Below are 20,453 nucleotides of genomic sequence, written 5' to 3'. Positions count from 1 at the left end.
GTTTTCGACATATCGACTGACCGCTTCGTCATAACGTCGAACTTCATGGTCATACCGCAGCATTTTGTGCGTATGAACTGTTTTTGCTTCTCCCTAAACTGTCTCTCAAGGGTTCAGCCCGCCGGGCGCGGCGCTTAAGCGCCGCGCACTTCCCAAACTCGAGACAACACACAGAATGGGACCGGAGTAAGTGCTTTGCATGGGACCAGAGTAACGCGCTCAAGCGCGAACTCTGGTCGACAGCTAAAGCGCCAACTCCGGTCGAAAAAAAGGAGAAGCGCATGAAAGTAGCCATCGTTGGCGCAGGTTTGATCGGTCACACCATTGCCCACATGTTGCGTGAGACCGGCGACTACGACGTCGTGGCGTTCGACCGCGATCAGCACGCGCTCGACAAGCTCGCCGCCCAGGGCATCCCGACCCGCCGCGTGGATTCCGCCGATGCCGCCGCGCTGCGCGCCGCCGTGCAAGGTTTCGATGCGCTCGTCAACGCGCTGCCGTATTACCTCGCGGTGAATGTCGCGTCGGCGGCCAAGGGCGCGGGCGTCCACTATTTCGATCTGACCGAAGACGTGCGTGCCACTCACGCGATCCGCGCGATCGCCGACGATGCCGATCACGCCTTCATGCCGCAGTGCGGTCTGGCGCCGGGTTTTATCGGCATCGCCGCGCATGAACTGGCGAACCGCTTCACGGAAATCCGCGACGTCAAGATGCGCGTCGGTGCGCTGCCGGAGTTCCCGACCAATGCGCTGAAGTACAACCTGACGTGGAGCGTCGACGGACTGATCAACGAGTATTGCCAACCCTGCGAGGCGATCCGCGACAGCCGTACGCAGTGGGTGCAGCCGCTCGAAGGCCTCGAACATTTCTCGCTCGACGGCACCGAATACGAAGCCTTCAACACGTCAGGCGGCCTCGGCACGCTGTGCGAAACGCTGTCCGGGCGGGTCGAATCGCTCGACTACAAGTCGGTGCGCTATCCGGGCCACCGCAACCTGATGCAGTTCCTGCTCGAAGATCTGCGCCTTTCCAGCGACCGCGATACGCTCAAGACCATCATGCGCCGTGCGGTGCCGTCGACCGCCCAGGACGTCGTGCTGGTGTTCATCACGGTGAGCGGTATGCGCGACGGTCAACTGGTGCAGGAGGTGTTCACCCGCAAGATTTTCGCGAAGACGGTGTGCGGCGTGGCGATGAGCGCGATCCAGATCACCACGGCCGGCGCGATGTGCGCGGTGCTCGATCTGTTCCGCGAGAAGAAGCTGCCGCAAAGCGGTTTTGTGCGCCAGGAGCAGGTGTCGCTGCGCGACTTCCTTGCGAACCGCTTCGGCCAGTTGTATGAAGGGCAGTCGCTGGACGCGATGGCGACGGTATAAGCTGTTGCGATCGCCCTGACGCGTATCGAGGCTCATCACCGAGGGCCGTGCGGCAGCGCGCTGGAGTCTGCCGCGAGCAACGAAGCAAGCCCCGCAGAGGGCCACTCGAACGCCCCGTCAAGCGGGGCGTTTTTTTGAGCCGGCGATGCTACGCCGCCATTGGCGGCGACATCGTCCCCTATAGCTCCGGTTCGCCTACGATCCGCGCGAGCAACGCTTCATAGTCCGCGTGAGTCGGCGCGGTATTGTCGAACATCAACAGGTCTTCGCAGATTTCGCCGCTCGGCACGAAGCGGCGCTGCCGATACTCGTCCCAATGCGCGAGCTTGTACGCATCGTTCGGATTGCCGCGATCGACGATCCGCCGATGCGCCACTTCCTCCGACGTATAGACCCACACCACCTGCAGCGCCACATTCGCACCGACACCCAGCCAGGCGCGATCGAACAGGCGCCGCTCGCGAACTTCGCGCGAGAGCGGACCGACCACCAGCGCGCTCACACCGAGTTCGAGATTGTCGCGAGCGGTATCGAGCAGGCCGCGATACTCCGCGTCGCGCAGATGCTGCAGGAAAAGCGGGCTGTCGCGGTCGTTCGGATTGCCGGTCAGCACGCCCATGACGGCTGCGCTGTAGCTGCCGTACAGCGTATCTTTATCGAGCAGGCAGAAGGGCGAGGCGCTCGCGTCCATCAGCGGGCCGATCAGCTTCTTTGCCAACGTGGTCTTGCCGGTGCCCGCGTGACCGCAGATGAAAACCAGACGGGTCACGAAGGCGCGTCCTCGCGGGTATCCGGGGGGGTGCCTTGCGCGTCGGCGCGCAACGGATCACGTGCGAAATTGCCGTTGGTTTCGAGCCACATCACATTGATGATGCCGAAGCCGAGGGCCACGCCGATGCCGAGAATCCAGCTGAAATACCACATTGCAGTCTCCTTGATCGTCTTTCCGGTGTGGCGCACCGCCAAGCGTGGCGCGCAGCCGGTATAGAGAAGCAAACATGCCGGCAAACAGGGGCGGCGCGCGATGGAACCGAGGGTAAATCCGCAGCAGGCAGCGCCCACGCCGCAGCCCTTTGCAGCGATCATGAAGAAGAACGCCGCGCCACGCAAGAGGCGGTGTGGACTTTGGCCGATTGGTCCGGATGGCGGAACGGACACGCGTCGCTATCATGCATGGCGCTGTGTGATCGGGACGTGAGCAGGGGAAGTCAGGATGGCAAATCTATCGATGCGTCGCATTGACGAAACGCTGTTCGAGGCACTCGTTCGGGGAGCCGAGGCGACTGGGCGCACGGTAGAGGAAGAGTATCGGGCGATTTTGTCGGGGGCGCTGCGGAAGGTCTATAACCGCCAGTTCGTGAGGACATTGCTGAGCATCCCTGATGTCGGCGAAGACTCTGACGTCGAGGGGGTAAGCGACAAGCGCGAGGCTTCGGTTGTAGTCGATTGGAACCAACGTCATCATCGGGACAGTGCTTAACCTCGATCACGCCAGCACAACGCAAAACGTCAATAGAGACAACCATCAACAGGGAGACCCGGCATGCCGATGCGTTCGCATTTCCGCTGGAACATCGTGTTGCTTGCATGCGCTTTGGCCTCGCTTGCCGGTTGCGCTTCGGCTCCCGCCGAGCCTGTCCCGTTCAAGGAAGTGCCGTCCGCACGTATCGTCAAGCCAGGCTATACACAGCCCGCGGTTGGACTGATCGCCGTCGACGTGCGTCGAGAGCGTTCGCGCGACGTTATCGTGAGGTTTCGCGATGCGCTGGTGTATATCGACGGCGAGCAGATCACCGATCTGATGAACGGTGAGCATGTGGTCTTCTATCTGAGCCCGGGGGTGCATCGCATCGGCGTGTCCACGCAGTTCGATCCGGTCATCGAGTTGCAGTTTACGGTGACAGCGGATACGCGCTACACGAACCGCGCGTCGGTCACGTTTGGCGAAGATCATCGCATTGCCTTGCGCCGCGTTGCGCGGTAGCGCACGGGGACGGCCCAGCACAGCACCGCACGCCACCGCACCGCACCAGGTTTAACAATTGAACACATGACTCCGACCCTGAGCACTTAACATGAGGGCTTTCGCGCCTTCGCCCCTTAGACCTGGCACCGAGCCGACTCACGCGACGGCGCCCGGTTAGTTTCCGTTTTCAAGGTAATCCAACATGCTGATCAATTGCGCTGCCTATCAGGACGGCCGAAAGCTGGCTGACATCGAGATCGACCACATCGGCGACTACGTGGCGCGGCCCGAGTGTTTCGTCTGGGTCGCGTTGAAGGATCCGGGGCCGGGCGAACTGGCCGTGATGAAGCATGAATTCGGCCTGCACGAGCTCGCGATCGAGGACGCTCAAAACGGCCATCAGCGGCCGAAAATCGAGGAATACGGCGAGTCGCTATTCGCCGTGCTGCACACCGTCGAGATGGACGACGACGGCGAACTGCTGATCGGCGAAGTCGACGTGTTCGTCGGGCGCAACTACGTGCTTTCAGTGCGGCGCGGCACCCGCATCGGCTTTCAGAAAGTGCGCGCCCGCTGCGAGCGCGAGCCGAAATTGCTCGAGGAAGGCTCGGCGTTCGTGCTGTACGCGCTGGCCGATGACGTCGTCGATCGCTATTTCCCGATCGTCGAGGCGATGAACGCCGAGATCGAGGCACTCGAAGACCGCATCTTCGAGCGCAACAATTCGGCGGCCTCGCGCGCGATCATTGAGGACCTGTACTCGCTCAAGCGGCGCCTCGTGATCCTTCAGCATCACATCACGCCGTTGCAGGAAGCGATCGGCAAGCTGACGGGCGGCCGCATTCCGAGCATTTGCGACGGCATGCAGGCTTACTTTCGCGACGTCTACGACCATCTGGAGCGGATCGTCAGGACCATCGAAGGCAGGCGCGAAATGGTCGTCACCGCGGTGCAGGTCAATCTGGGGATGATCTCGCTCGCCGAGAACGAGGTGACCAAGCGCCTCGGCTCGTTCGCCGCGCTGTTTGCGGTGCCGACCATGATCGCGGGCATCTACGGGATGAACTTCCAGAGCATCCCCGAGCTGCACTACCAGTACGGTTATCCGGTTTGTCTGGCAGTCATGCTGACGGTCGACCTGGTGCTGTTCTGGCGCTTCCGCAAAGCAGGCTGGCTATAAAGCCGGTCGCGGCTGAACCGCGCCGAGCCACACGCAGCCACCCTGAGATACTCCAGACAACCCTGAGCCACACGCAGCCACCCTAGAGCCACTTCCCACAACCCTGAGTCTCGCGCCGCCGTTTCGGGCGGCCAGCGTCGTTCCCGCTTGCACCGCGCGCAATAAAAGTCCAGCATATGCAGCCCGCCGGCTGCAAGCCTTGCAGCCGGCGGGAACCATCCGCCACGCACGGACCGAACGAGGGACCCTTGCCAGCACGCTGCCTGCCGGTGCGCTTACCCAGCATGCCGGCTCGAATCGATCGAGTGCATGCACAGACGCACATTCTGCGCGCCTGTGCACCGCAACACCGCGAATCGTTGACATTCCGGACAGACTGCGCTGAGAATAGACCTCGCAAACGTTTGCGTGTAACTAAAAATACGGCTCGCTCGCGAGCTCACAAACCTTGGAGATGTGCATGAACCATCGCATTCGCCGCCGCCTGCTGGCGGCCGCTGTCCTCGTCACCGCCACCGCCGCCTTGCCGTTTTCCAACGCGTACGCGCAAACCGCCCCCGCCCACAAGCCGAAGGTTGCGCTGGTGATGAAGTCGCTCGCGAACGAGTTTTTCCTGACCATGGAAAACGGCGCGAAGGACTACCAGAAACACAATCCCGCGCAGTTCGATCTGATCACCAACGGCATCAAGGACGAAACCGATACCGCGAACCAGATCCGCATCGTCGAACAGATGATCGTCTCGAAGGTCGATGCGATCGTGCTGGCTCCGGCTGATTCGAAGGCGCTGGTACCGGTCGTCAAGAAGGCAGTGGATGCGGGCATCATCGTCGTGAACATCGACAACCGGCTCGACCCGGACGTGCTCAAGTCGAAAGACCTGAACGTGCCGTTCGTCGGCCCGGATAACCGCAAGGGCGCGCAGAAGGTCGGCGACGACCTGGCGAAGAAGCTGAAGGCGGGCGACGAGGTCGGGATTCTCGAAGGCGTGTCGACCACCACCAACGCGCAGCAGCGCACCGCGGGCTTCAAGGACGCGATGCAGACCGTCGGCGCGAAGGTCGTCTCGGTGCAATCGGGCGAGTGGGAAATCGACAAGGGCAACGCGGTGGCATCGGCCATGCTCAACGAGTATCCGAACCTGAAGGCGCTGCTCGCCGGCAACGACAACATGGCGATCGGCGCGGTGTCGGCCGTGCGCGCGGCGGGCAAGCAGGGCAAGGTGATGGTGGTCGGCTACGACAACATCGGCGCGATCAAGCCGATGCTGAAGGACGGCCGCGTGCTAGCCACCGCGGATCAGTACGCCGCCAAGCAGGCCGTGTTCGGCATCGACACCGCGCTGAAGGCGCTCAACGAGCACAAGAAGCAGTCGCAGTTGTCCGGCGTGGTGGAAACGCCGGTTGATCTGGTGACGAAGTAAGCGTCGGCCAGCAAGCCCAGGCACGCGGATTCGCGCTTACGCTCCAGCGCACTACCGTCAAGGTGCGCTGAACCTTGGCGAATCCGCGTCAAGTCAATTCAATAAATGCTCAAGAAACCTGCAGCGCCGCCGTTAAATCCAGAGGTAAGCGTCAATGACGGCGGCTGCGCAGCGGGAGGGTGCGTGGCCGGAAGCGCCTGCGCATTCCGCGCATTGGGCCGGCATGACACGGGCTATCGGTGGGCTGCTTCATTCGAGCGAATTGCAGGAAGCCTCTTCGACTACCCCGGAACCAGGATTGCGATGGATTCAACCGACCACGACGCCTTGCCCGCCGTACTGTCCGTCAGCGGTATCGGTAAGACCTATGCCGAGCCGGTGCTCGCCGATGTTTCGTTGTCGCTGCGCGGCGGCGAGGTATTGGCGCTGACCGGCGAGAACGGCGCCGGCAAGAGCACGCTGTCCAAGATTATCGGCGGCCTTGTCGATCCGACCACCGGCACGATGCGCCTTGGCGGCGCGCCGTATGCGCCGGCCAGCCGCACCGAAGCCGAAGCGCTCGGCGTGCGGATGGTCATGCAGGAGCTGAATCTGCTGCCGACGCTGTCGGTCGCGGAAAACCTGTTTCTGAACCGCTTGCCGCAGGCCGGTGCGTTCCGCTTCGGCTGGATCGACCGCCGCAAACTGCGCGAAGACGCCCGTCACGCGATGGCGCAAGTCGGGCTCGACGCGATCGACCCGGATACGCTGGTGGGCGAACTCGGCATCGGGCATCAGCAGATGGTCGAGATCGCACGCAATCTGATCGACGACTGCCGTGTGCTGATCCTCGACGAGCCGACCGCGATGCTGACCGCGCGCGAGGTCGATCTGCTGTTCGAGCAGATCGAACGGCTGAAGTCTCGCGGCGTCGCGCTGGTCTATATCTCGCATCGTCTCGAAGAACTGGCCCGCGTGGCCGAGCAGATTGCGGTACTGCGCGACGGCAGGCTGGTGCATGTCGACGCGATGGCCAACCTGACCAGCGAGCGCATCGTCACATGGATGGTAGGCCGCGAACTGGGCGAGCGGATCGATCTGGGCGTGCGCAAGATCGGCGCGCCCTTGCTGAAGGTGGACGGGCTGACGCGCGGCAAGGTGGTGCGCGACGTGTCGTTCGAGGTGCGCGCGGGCGAGATTTTCGGCGTCAGCGGACTGATCGGCGCGGGCCGTACCGAACTGATGCGGCTGATTTACGGCGCCGACCAGAAGGACGGCGGCACGGTGTCGCTGGCGCAACGAGCGGGCGGGCCGCCAGCGCCGGTGCACATTGCCTCGCCGGCCGACGCCGTGCGCGCCGGCATCGCGCTCATCACCGAAGACCGCAAGGGTGAGGGCCTGTTGCTGCCGCAACCGATCGCGGCCAACGTGTCGCTCGGCAATATCGGCAGCGTGGCGCGGCACGGCATCGTCGATGCGAAGCGCGAGAGCGCGCTGGCGCAAAAGCAGATCGACGCGATGCGGATTCGCAGCTCGGGGCCTGGGCAGATTGTCGGCGAGCTGTCGGGCGGCAACCAGCAGAAGGTCGTGATCGGCCGCTGGCTGGCGCGCGAGTGCCGCGTGCTGTTATTCGACGAACCTACGCGCGGCATCGACGTCGGCGCGAAGTTCGATATCTATGGCTTGATGGGTGCGCTGGCCCGCGAAGGGCGCGCGCTCGTCGTGGTGTCGAGCGACCTGCGTGAGCTGATGCTGATCTGCGACCGGATCGGCGTGATGTCCGCGGGAAGCATGACGGGTGTGTTCGAGCGCGACGACTGGTCGCAAGACGCGTTGCTGGCGGCAGCTTTCGCCGGCTACCGCAGCCGCGAAGCGTTGCTGCATACCTACGACACCAATGAAGCAGGGAGTCTGTCATGACCCATCAATCGATGCAGGAAGCGTCGGGCGGCAAGCACGGCGGCGCCGATGTGGCGAACATCACGCCGCCGGCCGACCCGTCCGCGCCGCTCGCCAGCGGCAAACCGGCCGGCACGCGGCTCGGCTTTTCGAACTACCTCGGCCTCGCCGGCGCATTGCTGGCGATGATCGTGCTGTTCTCGCTGCTGAGCTCGCACTTTTTGACGTACGACACGTTCAGCACGATCGCCAATCAGATCCCTGATCTGGTGGTGATGTCCGTCGGCATGACATTCGTGCTCATCATCGCCGGGATCGATCTGTCGGTGGGTTCGGTGCTGGCGCTGGGGGCGTCGGTGGTCAGCGTGGCGGCCCTGAAATGGGGCTGGGGCCCATTGCCGTCCGCGTTGCTGGGCGTCGCCGCGGCGGCGCTGACCGGCACCCTGACCGGTTCGGTGACGGTGAGCTGGCGGATTCCGTCGTTCATCGTCTCGCTCGGCGTGCTCGAAGCCGCGCGGGGGCTCGCGTATCAGATGACGAACTCGCGCACCGCCTATATCGGCGACGCGTTCGATTTTCTGTCGAATCCGATCGCGCTCGGCATCTCGCCGGCGTTCCTGATCGCGGTGGCGGTCATGGTGATTGCGCAACTGGTGCTCACGCGCACGGTATTCGGCCGCTATCTGGTCGGCATCGGCACTAACGAGGAAGCGGTGCGGCTCGCGGGCGTCAATCCGCGGCCGTACAAGATCATTGTGTTCGCGCTGATGGGCGCACTCGCGGGATTGGCCGCGCTATTCCAGATTTCGCGTCTGGAAGCGGCCGACCCGAACGCGGGCGTCGGCATGGAATTGCAGGTGATCGCGGCGGTGGTGATCGGCGGCACCAGCCTGATGGGCGGGCGCGGGTCGGTCATCAGCACTTTTTTCGGCGTGTTGATCATTTCAGTGCTGGCAGCCGGCCTCGCGCAGATCGGCGCGAACGAGCCGACCAAGCGGATGATCACCGGCGCGGTCATCGTCGTGGCGGTGGTGCTGGATACGTACCGCAGCCGTCGCAAGCGTGCCTGAGCGGCATACAGCGGAGTCCGGCAAAGCGGCAAGCATCGGCATCGGGAAATGTAAGGTTCGAGGGTTTTGGTCTGTCATCGATGAAAACGTCCGGTGGATCGCCAGGTTGGCGCGGCCGGCGGGAACAAACAGGCAGGAGAGCAACAGGTTATGGCGACGATCAAGGATGTAGCGGCCGTGGCGGGTGTGTCGTTCACGACGGTTTCGCACGTGGTGAACAACTCGCGGCCGGTGTCGGCCGACGTGCGGGCGAAGGTCGAACACGCGATCCGTCAGCTTCACTATGTACCGTCGGCGGTGGCCCGTTCGCTCAAGGCGAAGGCGACGGCAACGATCGGTCTGGTGGTGCCGAACAGTACGAATCCGTATTTCGCGGAACTGGCGCGCGGCATCGAGGACGGTTGCTCGCGCAACGGCTACTGCGTGTTCTTCTGCAATTCCGACGACGATCCGGCCAAGCAGCGTAACTATCTGCGCGTGCTGCAGGAAAAGCGTATCGACGGGCTGATCGTCGCGTCCGCGGGCGACGACGCGGTGCTCGCGCAAACGCTCGCCGACTCGCGCGAGCCGCTCGTCATCGTGGACCGCAATATCGAAGGCCTCAACGCGGACCTGGTGCAGATCGATCACGAGAAGGGCGCGTATCTGGCGACCTGCCATCTGCTCGAACTGGGGCACGTGCGGATCGGCTGTATCACCGGGCCGGTCAAGACGGCGGTAAGCGCGATGCGGGTGCACGGCTTCATCCGCGCCATGACCGAGCGCGGCATCGACATTCCGCCCGATGCGATTGTCGAAAGCGACTTTTCGGGCACAGGCGGCCATCGCGCCGCGGGGCAACTGTTCGATACCGTGAAACCATCGGCGATTTTCGCCGGCAACGACATGATGGGCATCGGCGCGCTGCGCGCCGCGGCGGAACGCAATATCAGCGTGCCGCGCGATTGCTCGATCATCGGCTTCGACGATATCGAACTCGGGCGCTTCACCTATCCGGCGCTTTCGACAGTCGGGCAGTCGGTGCGCGCACTCGGCGACATGGCCGCGCAGACGCTGATCGAACGCATCGCCGGGGCCCCGGCGGGCAGTCCGCGCGCGCCGGGCCGCCGGCGAGTCGTATCGCCGCGGCTGATCGTGCGAGAATCCACCGCGACTTGGGCCGGCGCGGCCAAGCGCAATCTGGCGGCATGAGCAAATTTGGGGGAAAGGAAGTGTCAAGTAACGAAACGCGTGGCCGTGTGGCCGTGGTCGGCAGTCTGAACATGGACCTCGTGGTGCGCGCGCCGCGTCTGCCGCACCCCGGCGAGACGCTGGCCGGCCGGACCTTTGCGCAGGTGGCGGGCGGCAAGGGCGGCAATCAGGCGGTCGCCGCCGCGCGCCTCGGCGCGCAGGTGTCGATGCTCGGCTGTGTCGGCGCCGACGCAAACGGCGCGCAATTGCGCGCCGGACTCGAAGTGGAAGGTATCGACTGTACGGCTCTCGAAACCGGGGCCCAGGCGTCCGGCGTCGCGCTGATCGTCGTCGATGACGCCAGCCAGAACGCGATTGTGATCGTCGCGGGCAGCAACGGCGAACTCACGCCCGAGACGATCGCCCGTCATGAAGCGGTGCTGGCCGCCGCGGACGTCGTCATCTGCCAGCTCGAAACGCCGCCCGATGCGGTGCACGCGGCGCTTGCCGCGGCGCGGCGGCTCTCCAGAACAGTGATCCTGAATCCCGCGCCCGCCACCGGCCCGTTACCGGCCGACTGGCTGCCGCTGATCGACTATCTGATTCCGAACGAACTCGAAGCCGCGACGCTGACCGGTTTGCCGGTCGCCACACCCGCCGACGCGGCGCGGGCCGCCGCTGCGTTGCGCGACGCCGGCGCGCGCAATGTGCTGGTGACGCTCGGTCCGCGCGGCGTGCACGCCGCGCTCGACGGCGCGGATGCCACGCTTTACAGCGCGCCGAGTGTCAAAGCTGTCGACACCACCGCGGCGGGCGATACCTTCATCGGGGGATTCGCGGCACAACTCGCACGGGGCGCGAGCGTCGACGCGGCGATCCGTTTCGCACAGCGCGCCGCGGCGCTTTCGGTGACACGCGCCGGCGCGCAGCCTTCGATTCCTACCCGCGCCGAACTGGACGAGTCGGCCTGACGAAAACGTGGCGCCGTCCGCGAGCGTGCAAAATGCCGCACGTTCGATTGGACCTCGGTGGCCGGCGGCGCCGCGTTAAACCAATTTTCTGCTTCATAGCCGTAGCGTTGCAGCGTGCGCCTGCAGAGCCGCTCGATTGAGTTGTCGGCGCGAGGGCCGTTCGCACCGCCGCATCGCCACCCGTCCGTCCCATCTTCCGAGCCTCATCCCTCACTCCGACGCAGGCGATTACCACGACATGCTCGCGCCGACAGCATTTTGTAATTTCTTCCATCTGCTTACAACGGCTTTCTTCATACCATATAAAAGCTTCAAGCAGCGCGCTTCAGTGCCGTAAACGATATTAGAGCGCCGTGTCAAAAAGGCGCCGCGCACGAAGACGCCACACGCTACCCCGCGCTGCGCACGCAGCATCTCATTTGGTTAAGTACAGGAAGAAGCATGTTGAACAAAGGGATCACGATCAAGGCGCGAATTGGCCTCACGATGGCTTTTCTGGCCGCGCTGCTGGTGACTATCGGCGTTTTCGGTTTGTTCGGCATGAGCCGCTCGAATGACGCATACCGGGATACTTTCACCAACGCAATGCCGAGTGCGGTGGCTATCGGCGACGCCGAACTCTACGCGGCACGCGAGCGTCTCGCACTCGATCGCGCCGCGTTCCAGATTGGCACGCCGGACGCCGCAGCGCCGCTCGAACGCGCGCGCGGCATGCGCACCTTGTCTGATTCGTGGTGGAAAAAGTACATGGATCTGCCGCGCGATGCGGAGGAAGATCGTCTGGCGCAGGTTGTGATCGGTAAGCGCGACGGGCTGCATCAGCAGTTGGATGCGTTCGCCGCGGTCATTGCAGCGAACGATCAGGGCAAAGTTGCCGATAGCGCCAAGCGCTTGCAGGTTGCCTACAACGAACTGGCTGAAGCCGACGCGACGTTGAGCAAATTCCAGTTCGTATCGGCCGAGGGGGGCTTCAACTCCGCGCAAAACAGCTTCGCGGTGTTCCGCATGATCAGCTTGGGCGCGCTGCTGGTGGGCGTCATCGCCGCCGCGCTGTCCTATGTGACGCTCAGCCGCGCGATTGGTCGGCCGCTCGGCGAAGCGCTCGGTCATTTCGATGCGATCTCCGCAGGCGATTTGCGTCGTCCGGTCGTCATCACGTCGCGCGACGAAATGGGGCAGTTGCTCGAAGGGATCGCCAGGATGCAGCGCAGTCTCACCGAAACGGTGCGTGCGGTGCGCGGCGGCAGCGAATCGATCGCGACTGCGACCCGTCAGATCGCCGCCGGCAATATCGACCTGTCTTCGCGCACCGAAGAGCAGGCGTCAGCGCTGCAGGAAACCGCGTCGAGCATGGAAGAGCTGACCGGCACCGTCAAGCAGAACGCCGACAACGCCCGCCAGGCGAGTTCGCTGGCGGCCAATGCGTCGGAGATCGCGAACAAGGGCAGCGCGGTGGTCGGCCAGGTGGTCGGCACGATGGGCGACATCAATCAGAGCTCGGCGAAGATCGCCGACATCATCTCGATCATCGAAGGGATTGCGTTCCAGACCAATATTCTGGCGCTGAACGCCGCAGTGGAAGCGGCGCGGGCCGGCGAGGAAGGGCGCGGTTTCGCGGTCGTGGCAGGCGAAGTGCGCAGTCTGGCGCAGCGTTCGTCGGCGGCGGCCAAGGAAATCAAGGAACTGATCGATACGTCGGTCGAGCGCGTGCAGTCCGGCTCGGCGCTGGTCGACGAAGCCGGCCGCACCATGAGCGAGATCATCAGCGCGGTCCAACGCGTGACCGACATCATGGGCGAAATCGCGGCGGCTTCGGAAGAGCAAAGCGGCGGGATCGACCAGGTGGCGCGCGCCGTCACGCAAATGGACGAAGTCACGCAGCAGAACGCGGCGCTGGTCGAGGAAGCAGCGGCGGCAGCGCAATCGCTCGAAGATCAGGCCGGCAAGCTGCGCACCGCGGTGGCCGTGTTCCAGCTCGACGATGAAGCGCACAAGGCGCCGGTGAGCGCCGCGCCAAGGCGCGCAACGACGCCGGCCCGGCCGATGACCGCGCGTAAGGCACCGCCTGCCGCGCATGCGAAGGCCGCTGCCGTACCGGCTGCGGCACTGTCCAGCACGCCGTCCGCCGCCGCGCCGGCCAAGGCTCCGGCCAAGGCACTGGCGAGTGCAGGCAGCGATCAGGATTGGGAAACCTTCTGATCGGCCTGAGGACGTAGATCGCGCGGCACCGCAAAAAGGCGGACGTACGGCGTCATCGCCGCGTTTTCGACGCGACGATGCGGCTGTGGCGAGCCGTAGCGTCGGCAATCGTGTCGCAACATTCGTTCCCGGTTGCGCAGCGTACCGAGCCGTGCCGACGCAGATAACCGTATGGTGGCAAAAGGCCGCGATTGCGCATGCAACCGCGGCCTTTTGCCGTGCACTGCGGGCTAACTAACGTCGACGATGACAGTCCGTGCCCTGGCGAGCGCTGTGATCCGGTACATTGACGGACGCGACTGCTGCTTGCATCGGCGCTATCGGCCGGTACCGGCAGTCGGCGTGCGGACCTCGGACGACGCAAACGCAATTCCGGCGCCGCGGCTTCGCAGCAACCCACCTTTCAACGCGCCCCAGCCAAAAAGGACTGACATGACGCCACACGACCTCGCGCACCGCCTCGTCGAAGCACGCCGGCAGCATCGCCCGATCGATGCGCCCGCACCCGACAGCCTGCCGCCCGATGCCGCAACCGCGTACGCGATCCAGCAGGCCGTCATCGCGGGTCTCGGCGAATCGACCGGGGCGTGGAAGATCGGCGCCAAAGCGCCGGGCGGCGCGGCCTCAGGCGCGCCGATTCCGGCCTCGCTGGTGCTGCCGTCGCCGGCGCGGGTCGCCCGTGCGGGATTCTTCCGGATGCTGCTGGAACTCGAGATCGGCTTCCGCTTCGCCGAGGCGATCGAGCCGCGCGGCCGAGCGTATGCGCGCGACGAGGTGCTCTCGAAGGTGGGCGTGGTGCTGCCCGCCATCGAGATCGTCGACAGCCGCTTTGCCGAGTGGCCGAACGTTGCGCCGCTCGCGCAGCTCGCCGACGCACAGAACAACGGCGCGCTGATCACCGGCCATCCGGTTGCCTATGCGGGAATCGCGCGCGGTTTCGATTTCGTGTCGCCCGAACTGGAATTGAGCTTCGACGGCGACTCGCTGGTGCCGGACGCCACCGGCAATCCCGCCGGCGATCCGCGCGAACTGCTGGTCTGGTTCGTCAACCACTGCGCGGCCATGGGTATCACCATCGAACCCGATTGGACCCTCACCACCGGTTCGTACGTCGGCGCTCACAATGTGGACAAGCCCGGCATTGTCCGTGGACATATCGACGGTCTCGGCGAAGTCGAGATTGAACTGACCTGAGCATGTAACGGCGCGTTACGAAGTGCGCTACAAACGGCTGCCTGAACTGCGTAAGCTGCATGAAGGTAGCCGTTTCACATTTACGGCGCCTACGGCGATCGTCTAGCCGGATCGTTTAGCCGTATACACCTATGGAAGCCGAGGGCGCGCGGCCGTGATCCAGTTATCGAGCGCGGCCGACCGTGCCGACAATGCGGGTAATGCACGCGGCGAAGGGCAAGCGGTGAGCGCCCGACGCGTCCCTCTGCGCTTGGAAGTCGGTCGGGAACGGCGCGAAACAAATCCGTTCACGCATTGACGAACAGCTTGAAGGTGCGTCCCTGTGCCGGGCGCTGACACGCCGGGCGCCGAAGCATCGGTGAACGAACATGTAACACGCGCTCGTCGCTGTAGACCAAAGGCTCAGGTCGCGCGTTGATGAAAAAAAGTAGCCGGGCAAGCGCGAAACACATGACATCCACGCGTAATGCAGCGAAGTGTGCGCGTGCAGACAGGCTGTCCGGTGTAGCAGCGAGATCATCCGATGAACGAGACGGTCCGCGCGATACAGCAGTGCAAGCGGGGTGTGGAGCAGGGAATGGAGCAGGCGGTAGCGAGGCAGCAGGACAGGTCTGCAATTGCTGCGATGTCAGCGCAAGATTGTAGGTGAGCGAATCTGTGTTTCCAAGTGAGGAATGTCGGGAGGTGACTGCGGCGCGATTTTCGCAACGTAGTTCGTGAAAAAAAATTTAAAAGGGTTTAGGATGAATTCGAGCGATGTCGTTTCCGAATAGCGCGCCGCGCACGACATCGGTCTAGACTTCGGCGAGGAGGTAGCATGGATATCTACAGCAGTTTCGCGACCCGCTTCGAGAAAACACGAGAAGATGAACTCTCGCTCGAGGAGTATCTCGCGCTCTGCAAAGACAATCCCGCCGCGTACGCCACGGCTGGCGAACGCATGTTGATGGCAATCGGGGAACCAGAACAGATCGACACCCGCAACGATCCGCGCCTGTCGCGCATCTTCGCAAACAAGGTCATCAAGGTATACCCCGCGTTCCGTGAGTTCTACGGAATGGAAGATGTGATAGAGCAGGTGGTCGCGTACTTCCGGCATTCGGCCCAGGGGCTCGAAGAGAAGAAACAGATTCTGTATCTGTTAGGCCCGGTCGGCGGCGGTAAATCGTCGATCGCGGAAAGGTTGAAGCAGCTGATGGAACGCGTGCCTTTCTACGCGATCAAGGGTTCGCCCGTGAACGAGTCGCCGCTTGGGCTGTTCGATTACGACGAAGACGGTCCGATCCTCGAAGAACAGTACGGCATTCCTCGCCGCTACCTGAAAAGCATTCTGAGTCCGTGGGCCGTGAAGCGCCTGCACGAATACAACGGCGACATCCGCAAGTTCCGCGTGGTACGCCGCTATCCGTCGATCCTCCGGCAGATCGGCATTGCCAAGACCGAACCGGGCGACGAAAACAATCAGGATATTTCATCGCTGGTCGGCAAGGTCGATATCCGCAAGCTCGAACAGTACGCACAAGACGACGCCGACGCGTACAGCTATTCCGGCGGTCTGTGTCTCGCGAATCAGGGCCTGCTCGAGTTCGTCGAAATGTTCAAGGCGCCGATCAAGGTCTTGCACCCGTTGCTTACCGCCACTCAGGAAGGCAACTTCAAGGGCACGGAAGGCTTCGGTGCGATCCCGTTCGACGGCGTGATTCTGGCCCACTCGAACGAGTCCGAATGGAAGGCGTTCCGCAACAACCGCAATAACGAAGCACTGCTCGACCGGATCTTCGTCGTGAAGGTGCCGTACTGCCTGCGCTACAGCGAAGAGGTCAAGATCTACGAGAAGCTGCTGCGTAATTCGTCGCTGGCTAGTGCGGTATGCGCGCCGGGCACGCTGAAGATGATGGCGCAGATGTCGGTGCTCACGCGCTTGCAGGAGCCGGAGAATTCCAGCCTCTTTTCGAAGATGCAGGTGTACGACGGCGAGAATCTCAAGGACACCGATCCGAAGGCCAAGTCGTATCAGGAGTATCGCGACTTCGCGGGTGTGGATGAAGGGATGACCGGCGTGTCGACCCGCTTCTCGTTCAAGATCCTGTCGCGCGTCTTCAACTTCGATTCGACCGAAGTCGCGGCGAATCCGGTGCACCTGATGTACGTGCTCGAACAACAGATCGAGCGCGAACAGTTTCCGCCGGAAACCGAACAGAAGTATCTGTCGTTCATCAAGGACGTGCTGGCCTCGCGCTACGCCGAGTTCATCGGCAAGGAGATTCAGACCGCGTATCTGGAGTCGTATTCCGAGTACGGCCAGAACATCTTCGATCGCTACGTGACGTATGCCGACTTCTGGATTCAGGATCAGGAGTTCCGTGATCACGACACCGGCGAAAGCTTCGACCGCGCGGCGCTGAACGCGGAACTGGAGAAGATCGAGAAACCTGCGGGTATCAGCAACCCGAAGGACTTCCGCAACGAGATCGTCAATTTCGTGCTGCGCGCGCGGGCTGCGAATGCGGGTAAGAACCCCGCGTGGATCAGCTATGAGAAGCTGCGCGTTGTGATCGAAAAGAAAATGTTCTCGAACACGGAGGAGTTGCTGCCGGTGATCTCGTTCAACGCCAAAGGTTCGGCGGAAGAGCAACGCAAGCACGAAGACTTCGTCAATCGGATGGTCACGAAGGGGTATACGCCGAAGCAGGTGCGCTTGCTGTGTGACTGGTATCTGCGCGTGCGTAAGTCGTCATGATACGCACTGCGTGCCGCCCGCGCGGTCCGACCGCTCGGGCACCTTGCGAGGCGCAAGCTGCATGGACATAGCGTTGTGTTTGTAGGCATGCAAATGCAACGTGCGTCTCGCGCACTCGAAATTACAGCGGGAGACCGGGCGTGCTTCATCAAATCATCGACCGCAGGTTAGCAGGCAAGAACAAGAGCATTGCAAATCGCGAGCGCTTTCTGCGCCGCGTCAAGAACTATATTCGTCGCGCCGTTTCGGATGCGGTGCGCGATAGGAGCATCAAGGACATTCAGAACACCCAGAGCATCACCATTCCGCGCAAAGACATTGCGGAGCCGTCGTTCCGGCATGGTCCCGGCGGCAAGCGGGAAATGGTGCATCCGGGCAATTCCGATTACATCCGCGGCGACAAGATCCAGCGTCCGCAAGGCGGCGGAGGCGGCGGGGGTAGCCAGGCCAGCAACGAGGGCGACGGCCAGGACGACTTCGTGTTCGAGTTGAGCCGCGAAGAATTCATGCAGTATTTCTTCGACGATCTCGAGCTGCCTCGCCTCGTCAAAACCCATCTGATGGCCGTGCCCACGTGGAAAAGCATCCGCGCCGGCTGGGCGGCCGAAGGTACGCCGAACAATATCGATGTGGTTCGTTCGCTGAGGAGCGCGCTCGGCCGCCGCATCGCGCTCGGGGCGCCGCTCGTCAACCAGTTGCACGAGATGGAGCGGCAGCTCGAAGTCATGAAGGCCGATCCGGCCGACCGTCGCGAGGAAATCAAGCTGCTCGAAGACGAAATCCACCATTTGCGCGGGCGCATCTGGCGTATTCCGTTCATCGATCCGTTCGATCTGCGCTATGTGAACCGGGTGAAGCAGCCCACGCCGTCCAGTCAGGCCGTGATGTTCTGTCTGATGGATGTGTCCGGCTCGATGGACGAGCAGCGCAAGGATCTCGCCAAGCGCTTTTTCATCCTGTTGTATCTGTTCCTGAAACGGAATTACGAGCGCATCGAGGTGGTGTTCATCCGCCACCACACGCGTGCCGAGGAAGTCGACGAAGACACCTTCTTTCACTCGACCGAAAGCGGCGGCACGGTGGTGTCGAGCGCGCTGGAGCTGATGCAGAAGGTGATGGAGGAGCGCTATTCGCCGACTGAATGGAACATTTACGGCGCTCAGGCCTCGGACGGCGACAACTGGACCGACGACTCGCCCAAGTGCCGCAAGATACTCTCGGATGACATCCTGGAGAAGGTGCGCTATTTTGCGTATATTCAGGTAACACCCGAAGAGCAGAACTTGTGGCTCGAATACGCGCAACTGGCCCTGAGCCAGCCGCACATGGCGATGAAGAAGGTCGAAACCGCGGCCGATATTTATCCGGTGTTTCGCGAGTTGTTTGAGAAGCAGGCGGCGTCGTCATGACGACAAAGCACTTGCACAACGAAGCGCGCGGCTATCAGCCGGAGCGCGGAAAAGGCGTGCCGCAGCGTCAGTCGGGGCATGCCGAGGCCGGGGCGGACTCTACCGGAGCCGCCGCAGCCGGAGCAGTCGATGCCGCTGCAGCACGGGGACACACCGGAACGCCCACTGAGGGGCAAAGGGAAGTCCGTATGAACGTAGCCGATAGACGGCCTCTGCCGTGTCCGTCCGACTGGACCTTCGAATTGATCGAAGAGTACGACTCACATATTGCTCTTGTTGCAGAGCAATATGAGCTCGACGTCTATCCGATCCAGCTCGAACTCATCAGCGCCGAACAGATGATGGACGCCTACGCGTCCGTCGGCATGCCGGTCAATTACCGTCACTGGTCGTTCGGCAAACACTTTCTCTCCACCGAAAAGAGCTACCGTCGCGGGCAGATGGGTCTGGCGTATGAAATCGTCATCAATTCGAATCCCTGTATCGCGTACCTGATGGAAGAGAACACGATGACGATGCAGGCGCTCGTCATCGCGCACGCGGCCTACGGGCACAACTCGTTCTTCAAGGGTAACTATCTGTTCAAGCTGTGGACGGATGCGCACGCGATCATCGATTACCTTGTCTACGCGAAGAACTACATTGCGGAGTGCGAGGAACGCTTTGGGCTCGACCGGGTGGAGGAGCTGCTCGACTCTTGCCACGCGCTGATGAATTACGGCGTGGACCGTTACAAGCGGCCGCAGAAATTGTCGCTGGAGAGGGAATTCGCCGCGCGCCGCGAGCGTGAGGCGTACCTGCAATCGCAGGTGAACGAACTGTGGCGCACCTTGCCGACCCGGCATACGCCGTTGCCGGAGGAAATCGAGGAACGCTATCCGCCGGAGCCGCAGGAAAACCTGCTGTACTTCGCGGAGAAGAACGCGCCGCTGCTGGAGCCGTGGGAGCGGGAAGTGATCCGCATCGTGCGCAAGGTGGGCCAGTATTTCTATCCGCAGCGGCAGACCCAGGTGATGAACGAAGGCTGGGCGACGTTCTGGCACTACACCTTGCTCAACACGATGTACAACCAGGGCAAGCTGGAAGACGGCTTCATGATGGAGTTTCTCCATTCGCACAGCAATGTGGTCTACCAGCCGCCGGTCACCAAGCCGTATTACAGCGGTATCAATCCGTACGCGCTGGGTTTTTCGATGATGAGCGACATCCGCCGGATCTGCGAAGCGCCGACGGAAGAGGACCGCAAGTGGTTCCCGGAGCTGGCCGGCAGTCCCTGGTTGCAGGCGATGCACTACGCGATGCGCAATTTCAAGGACGAGAGTTTTGTCGCGCAGTATCTGTCGCCGCATCTGATCCGCGAGATGCGCCTGTTCTCCGTGCTCGACGACGACATGCGCGATGCGCTGGAGGTTTCCGCCATTCACGACGACAGCGGCTATCAGTACGTGCGGCAGGCGTTGTCGCGGCAGTACGACATGCATCATCGCGAGCCGAACATTCAGGTGTGGGCGGTGAATACACGCGGCGATCGTAGTCTGACGCTGCGGCATTTCATGAGTGATAACCGGCATCTGTCGTCGGACAGCGACGAGGTGCTCAAGCACATGGCGCGCTTGTGGCAGTTCGACGTGTATCTCGAGAGCGTCGATGAGAACGGCACGGTGAGGAAACGCTATGAATGCCGGTATGTGCCGCCTGCGGTGAGGGTTTGAGAGCTGGAACGGTCCGTAACGTAAAACTCAGCCTGCTCGTCCGAAGCCCCTGTTTGTCTCCGACACACAGGGGCTTTTTGTCATTGAAGCGCTCGCGAACCGCGGCCTCCGGTTGTCGGTAACAACCGATGCGCGACGCCCACGAGGCCGGACTGGCCGAGC

At 62.7% G+C, this 20,453-nt stretch carries 16 protein-coding genes; 14 read left to right on the top strand and 2 right to left on the bottom strand.

Annotated elements, in window-relative coordinates; all coding sequences use genetic code 11:
- Nucleotides 1-281: 281 nt before the first annotated feature.
- Entirely contained in the window at nt 282-1,379 is a 1,098-nt protein-coding gene (locus DLM46_RS11990) for a saccharopine dehydrogenase family protein (RefSeq protein ID WP_115100990.1), read from the top strand.
- Between the two features lie 178 nt (nt 1,380-1,557).
- On the opposite strand, the gene DLM46_RS11985 is transcribed toward DLM46_RS11990, so the two are convergent.
- Nucleotides 1,558-2,148: a P-loop nucleotide/nucleoside kinase family protein gene (locus tag DLM46_RS11985; protein WP_115100989.1), complete on the bottom strand. Its 591-nt coding sequence runs from the start codon at nt 2,146-2,148 to the stop codon at nt 1,558-1,560.
- The gene (cydX, locus tag DLM46_RS11980; protein WP_115101239.1) at nt 2,145-2,303 is read right to left on the bottom strand and encodes a cytochrome bd-I oxidase subunit CydX; all 159 of its coding nucleotides are present in this window, start codon (nt 2,301-2,303) and stop codon (nt 2,145-2,147) included. Before cydX ends, DLM46_RS11985 begins: the two co-directional genes overlap by 4 nt.
- 289 nt (nt 2,304-2,592) lie before the next feature.
- On the opposite strand from cydX, the gene DLM46_RS11975 reads away from it, so the two are divergent.
- The 13 genes from DLM46_RS11975 to DLM46_RS11915 all read left to right on the top strand — a co-directional run bounded on the left by DLM46_RS11975 (nt 2,593) and on the right by DLM46_RS11915 (nt 20,291).
- Entirely contained in the window at nt 2,593-2,859 is a 267-nt protein-coding gene (locus DLM46_RS11975; protein WP_133300329.1) for a FitA-like ribbon-helix-helix domain-containing protein, read from the top strand.
- A gap of 63 nt (nt 2,860-2,922) precedes the next feature.
- Complete coding sequence (locus DLM46_RS11970; protein WP_115100987.1) at nt 2,923-3,363, top strand: hypothetical protein; 441 nt, start codon at nt 2,923-2,925, stop codon at nt 3,361-3,363.
- 184 nt (nt 3,364-3,547) lie between these two features.
- On the top strand, nt 3,548-4,525 hold the full coding sequence (gene corA / locus DLM46_RS11965; RefSeq protein WP_115100986.1) for a magnesium/cobalt transporter CorA: 978 nt from the start codon (nt 3,548-3,550) through the stop codon (nt 4,523-4,525).
- Between the two features lie 460 nt (nt 4,526-4,985).
- Nucleotides 4,986-5,948, top strand: coding sequence for a sugar ABC transporter substrate-binding protein (locus tag DLM46_RS11960; protein WP_115100985.1), 963 nt, complete (start codon nt 4,986-4,988; stop codon nt 5,946-5,948).
- A 303-nt stretch (nt 5,949-6,251) separates the two neighbouring features.
- On the top strand, nt 6,252-7,847 hold the full coding sequence (locus DLM46_RS11955) for a sugar ABC transporter ATP-binding protein (protein WP_115100984.1): 1,596 nt from the start codon (nt 6,252-6,254) through the stop codon (nt 7,845-7,847).
- Nucleotides 7,844-8,896: an ABC transporter permease gene (locus tag DLM46_RS11950; RefSeq protein WP_115100983.1), complete on the top strand. Its 1,053-nt coding sequence runs from the start codon at nt 7,844-7,846 to the stop codon at nt 8,894-8,896. The genes DLM46_RS11955 and DLM46_RS11950 overlap by 4 nt, the downstream gene beginning before the upstream one ends.
- Nucleotides 8,897-9,046: 150 nt before the next feature.
- A complete protein-coding gene (locus DLM46_RS11945; protein ID WP_115101238.1) occupies nt 9,047-10,087 on the top strand; it encodes a LacI family DNA-binding transcriptional regulator in 1,041 nt (346 codons plus the stop codon).
- A 20-nt stretch (nt 10,088-10,107) separates the two neighbouring features.
- The gene (gene rbsK, locus DLM46_RS11940) at nt 10,108-11,037 is read left to right on the top strand and encodes a ribokinase (RefSeq protein ID WP_115101237.1); all 930 of its coding nucleotides are present in this window, start codon (nt 10,108-10,110) and stop codon (nt 11,035-11,037) included.
- Nucleotides 11,038-11,478: 441 nt separating this feature from the next.
- The gene (locus DLM46_RS11935; RefSeq protein WP_115100982.1) at nt 11,479-13,236 is read left to right on the top strand and encodes a methyl-accepting chemotaxis protein; all 1,758 of its coding nucleotides are present in this window, start codon (nt 11,479-11,481) and stop codon (nt 13,234-13,236) included.
- 432 nt (nt 13,237-13,668) lie between these two features.
- Nucleotides 13,669-14,430: a 2-keto-4-pentenoate hydratase gene (locus DLM46_RS11930; RefSeq protein WP_115100981.1), complete on the top strand. Its 762-nt coding sequence runs from the start codon at nt 13,669-13,671 to the stop codon at nt 14,428-14,430.
- An 817-nt stretch (nt 14,431-15,247) separates the two neighbouring features.
- Entirely contained in the window at nt 15,248-17,170 is a 1,923-nt protein-coding gene (locus DLM46_RS11925) for a PrkA family serine protein kinase (RefSeq protein ID WP_115100980.1), read from the top strand.
- A gap of 140 nt (nt 17,171-17,310) precedes the next feature.
- Entirely contained in the window at nt 17,311-18,579 is a 1,269-nt protein-coding gene (locus DLM46_RS11920) for a YeaH/YhbH family protein (protein ID WP_115100979.1), read from the top strand.
- Complete coding sequence (locus DLM46_RS11915) at nt 18,576-20,291, top strand: SpoVR family protein (RefSeq protein WP_115100978.1); 1,716 nt, start codon at nt 18,576-18,578, stop codon at nt 20,289-20,291. Before DLM46_RS11920 ends, DLM46_RS11915 begins: the two co-directional genes overlap by 4 nt.
- Nucleotides 20,292-20,453 lie beyond the last annotated feature (162 nt).

Origin of the sequence: Paraburkholderia lacunae, from assembly GCF_003353175.1 — a bacterium.
Lineage (GTDB): Bacteria > Pseudomonadota > Gammaproteobacteria > Burkholderiales > Burkholderiaceae > Paraburkholderia > Paraburkholderia lacunae.
This window is presented reverse-complemented; position numbering and strand designations above follow the sequence as displayed.

Bases quoted from the DNA above. Each gene is read 5' to 3' on its own strand.
- DLM46_RS11960 (WP_115100985.1), top strand. From the start codon at position 4,986: ATGAACCATCGCATTCGCCGCCGCCTGCTGGCGGCCGCTGTCCTCGTC.
- DLM46_RS11930 (WP_115100981.1), top strand. From the start codon at position 13,669: ATGACGCCACACGACCTCGCGCACCGCCTCGTCGAAGCACGCCGGCAG.
- corA (WP_115100986.1), top strand. From the start codon at position 3,548: ATGCTGATCAATTGCGCTGCCTATCAGGACGGCCGAAAGCTGGCTGAC.
- DLM46_RS11945 (WP_115101238.1), top strand. From the start codon at position 9,047: ATGGCGACGATCAAGGATGTAGCGGCCGTGGCGGGTGTGTCGTTCACG.
- DLM46_RS11970 (WP_115100987.1), top strand. From the start codon at position 2,923: ATGCCGATGCGTTCGCATTTCCGCTGGAACATCGTGTTGCTTGCATGC.
- DLM46_RS11935 (WP_115100982.1), top strand. From the start codon at position 11,479: ATGTTGAACAAAGGGATCACGATCAAGGCGCGAATTGGCCTCACGATG.
- DLM46_RS11915 (WP_115100978.1), top strand. From the start codon at position 18,576: ATGACGACAAAGCACTTGCACAACGAAGCGCGCGGCTATCAGCCGGAG.
- DLM46_RS11975 (WP_133300329.1), top strand. From the start codon at position 2,593: ATGGCAAATCTATCGATGCGTCGCATTGACGAAACGCTGTTCGAGGCA.
- DLM46_RS11925 (WP_115100980.1), top strand. From the start codon at position 15,248: ATGGATATCTACAGCAGTTTCGCGACCCGCTTCGAGAAAACACGAGAA.
- DLM46_RS11950 (WP_115100983.1), top strand. From the start codon at position 7,844: ATGACCCATCAATCGATGCAGGAAGCGTCGGGCGGCAAGCACGGCGGC.
- DLM46_RS11990 (WP_115100990.1), top strand. From the start codon at position 282: ATGAAAGTAGCCATCGTTGGCGCAGGTTTGATCGGTCACACCATTGCC.
- cydX (WP_115101239.1), bottom strand. From the start codon at position 2,303: ATGTGGTATTTCAGCTGGATTCTCGGCATCGGCGTGGCCCTCGGCTTC.
- DLM46_RS11955 (WP_115100984.1), top strand. From the start codon at position 6,252: ATGGATTCAACCGACCACGACGCCTTGCCCGCCGTACTGTCCGTCAGC.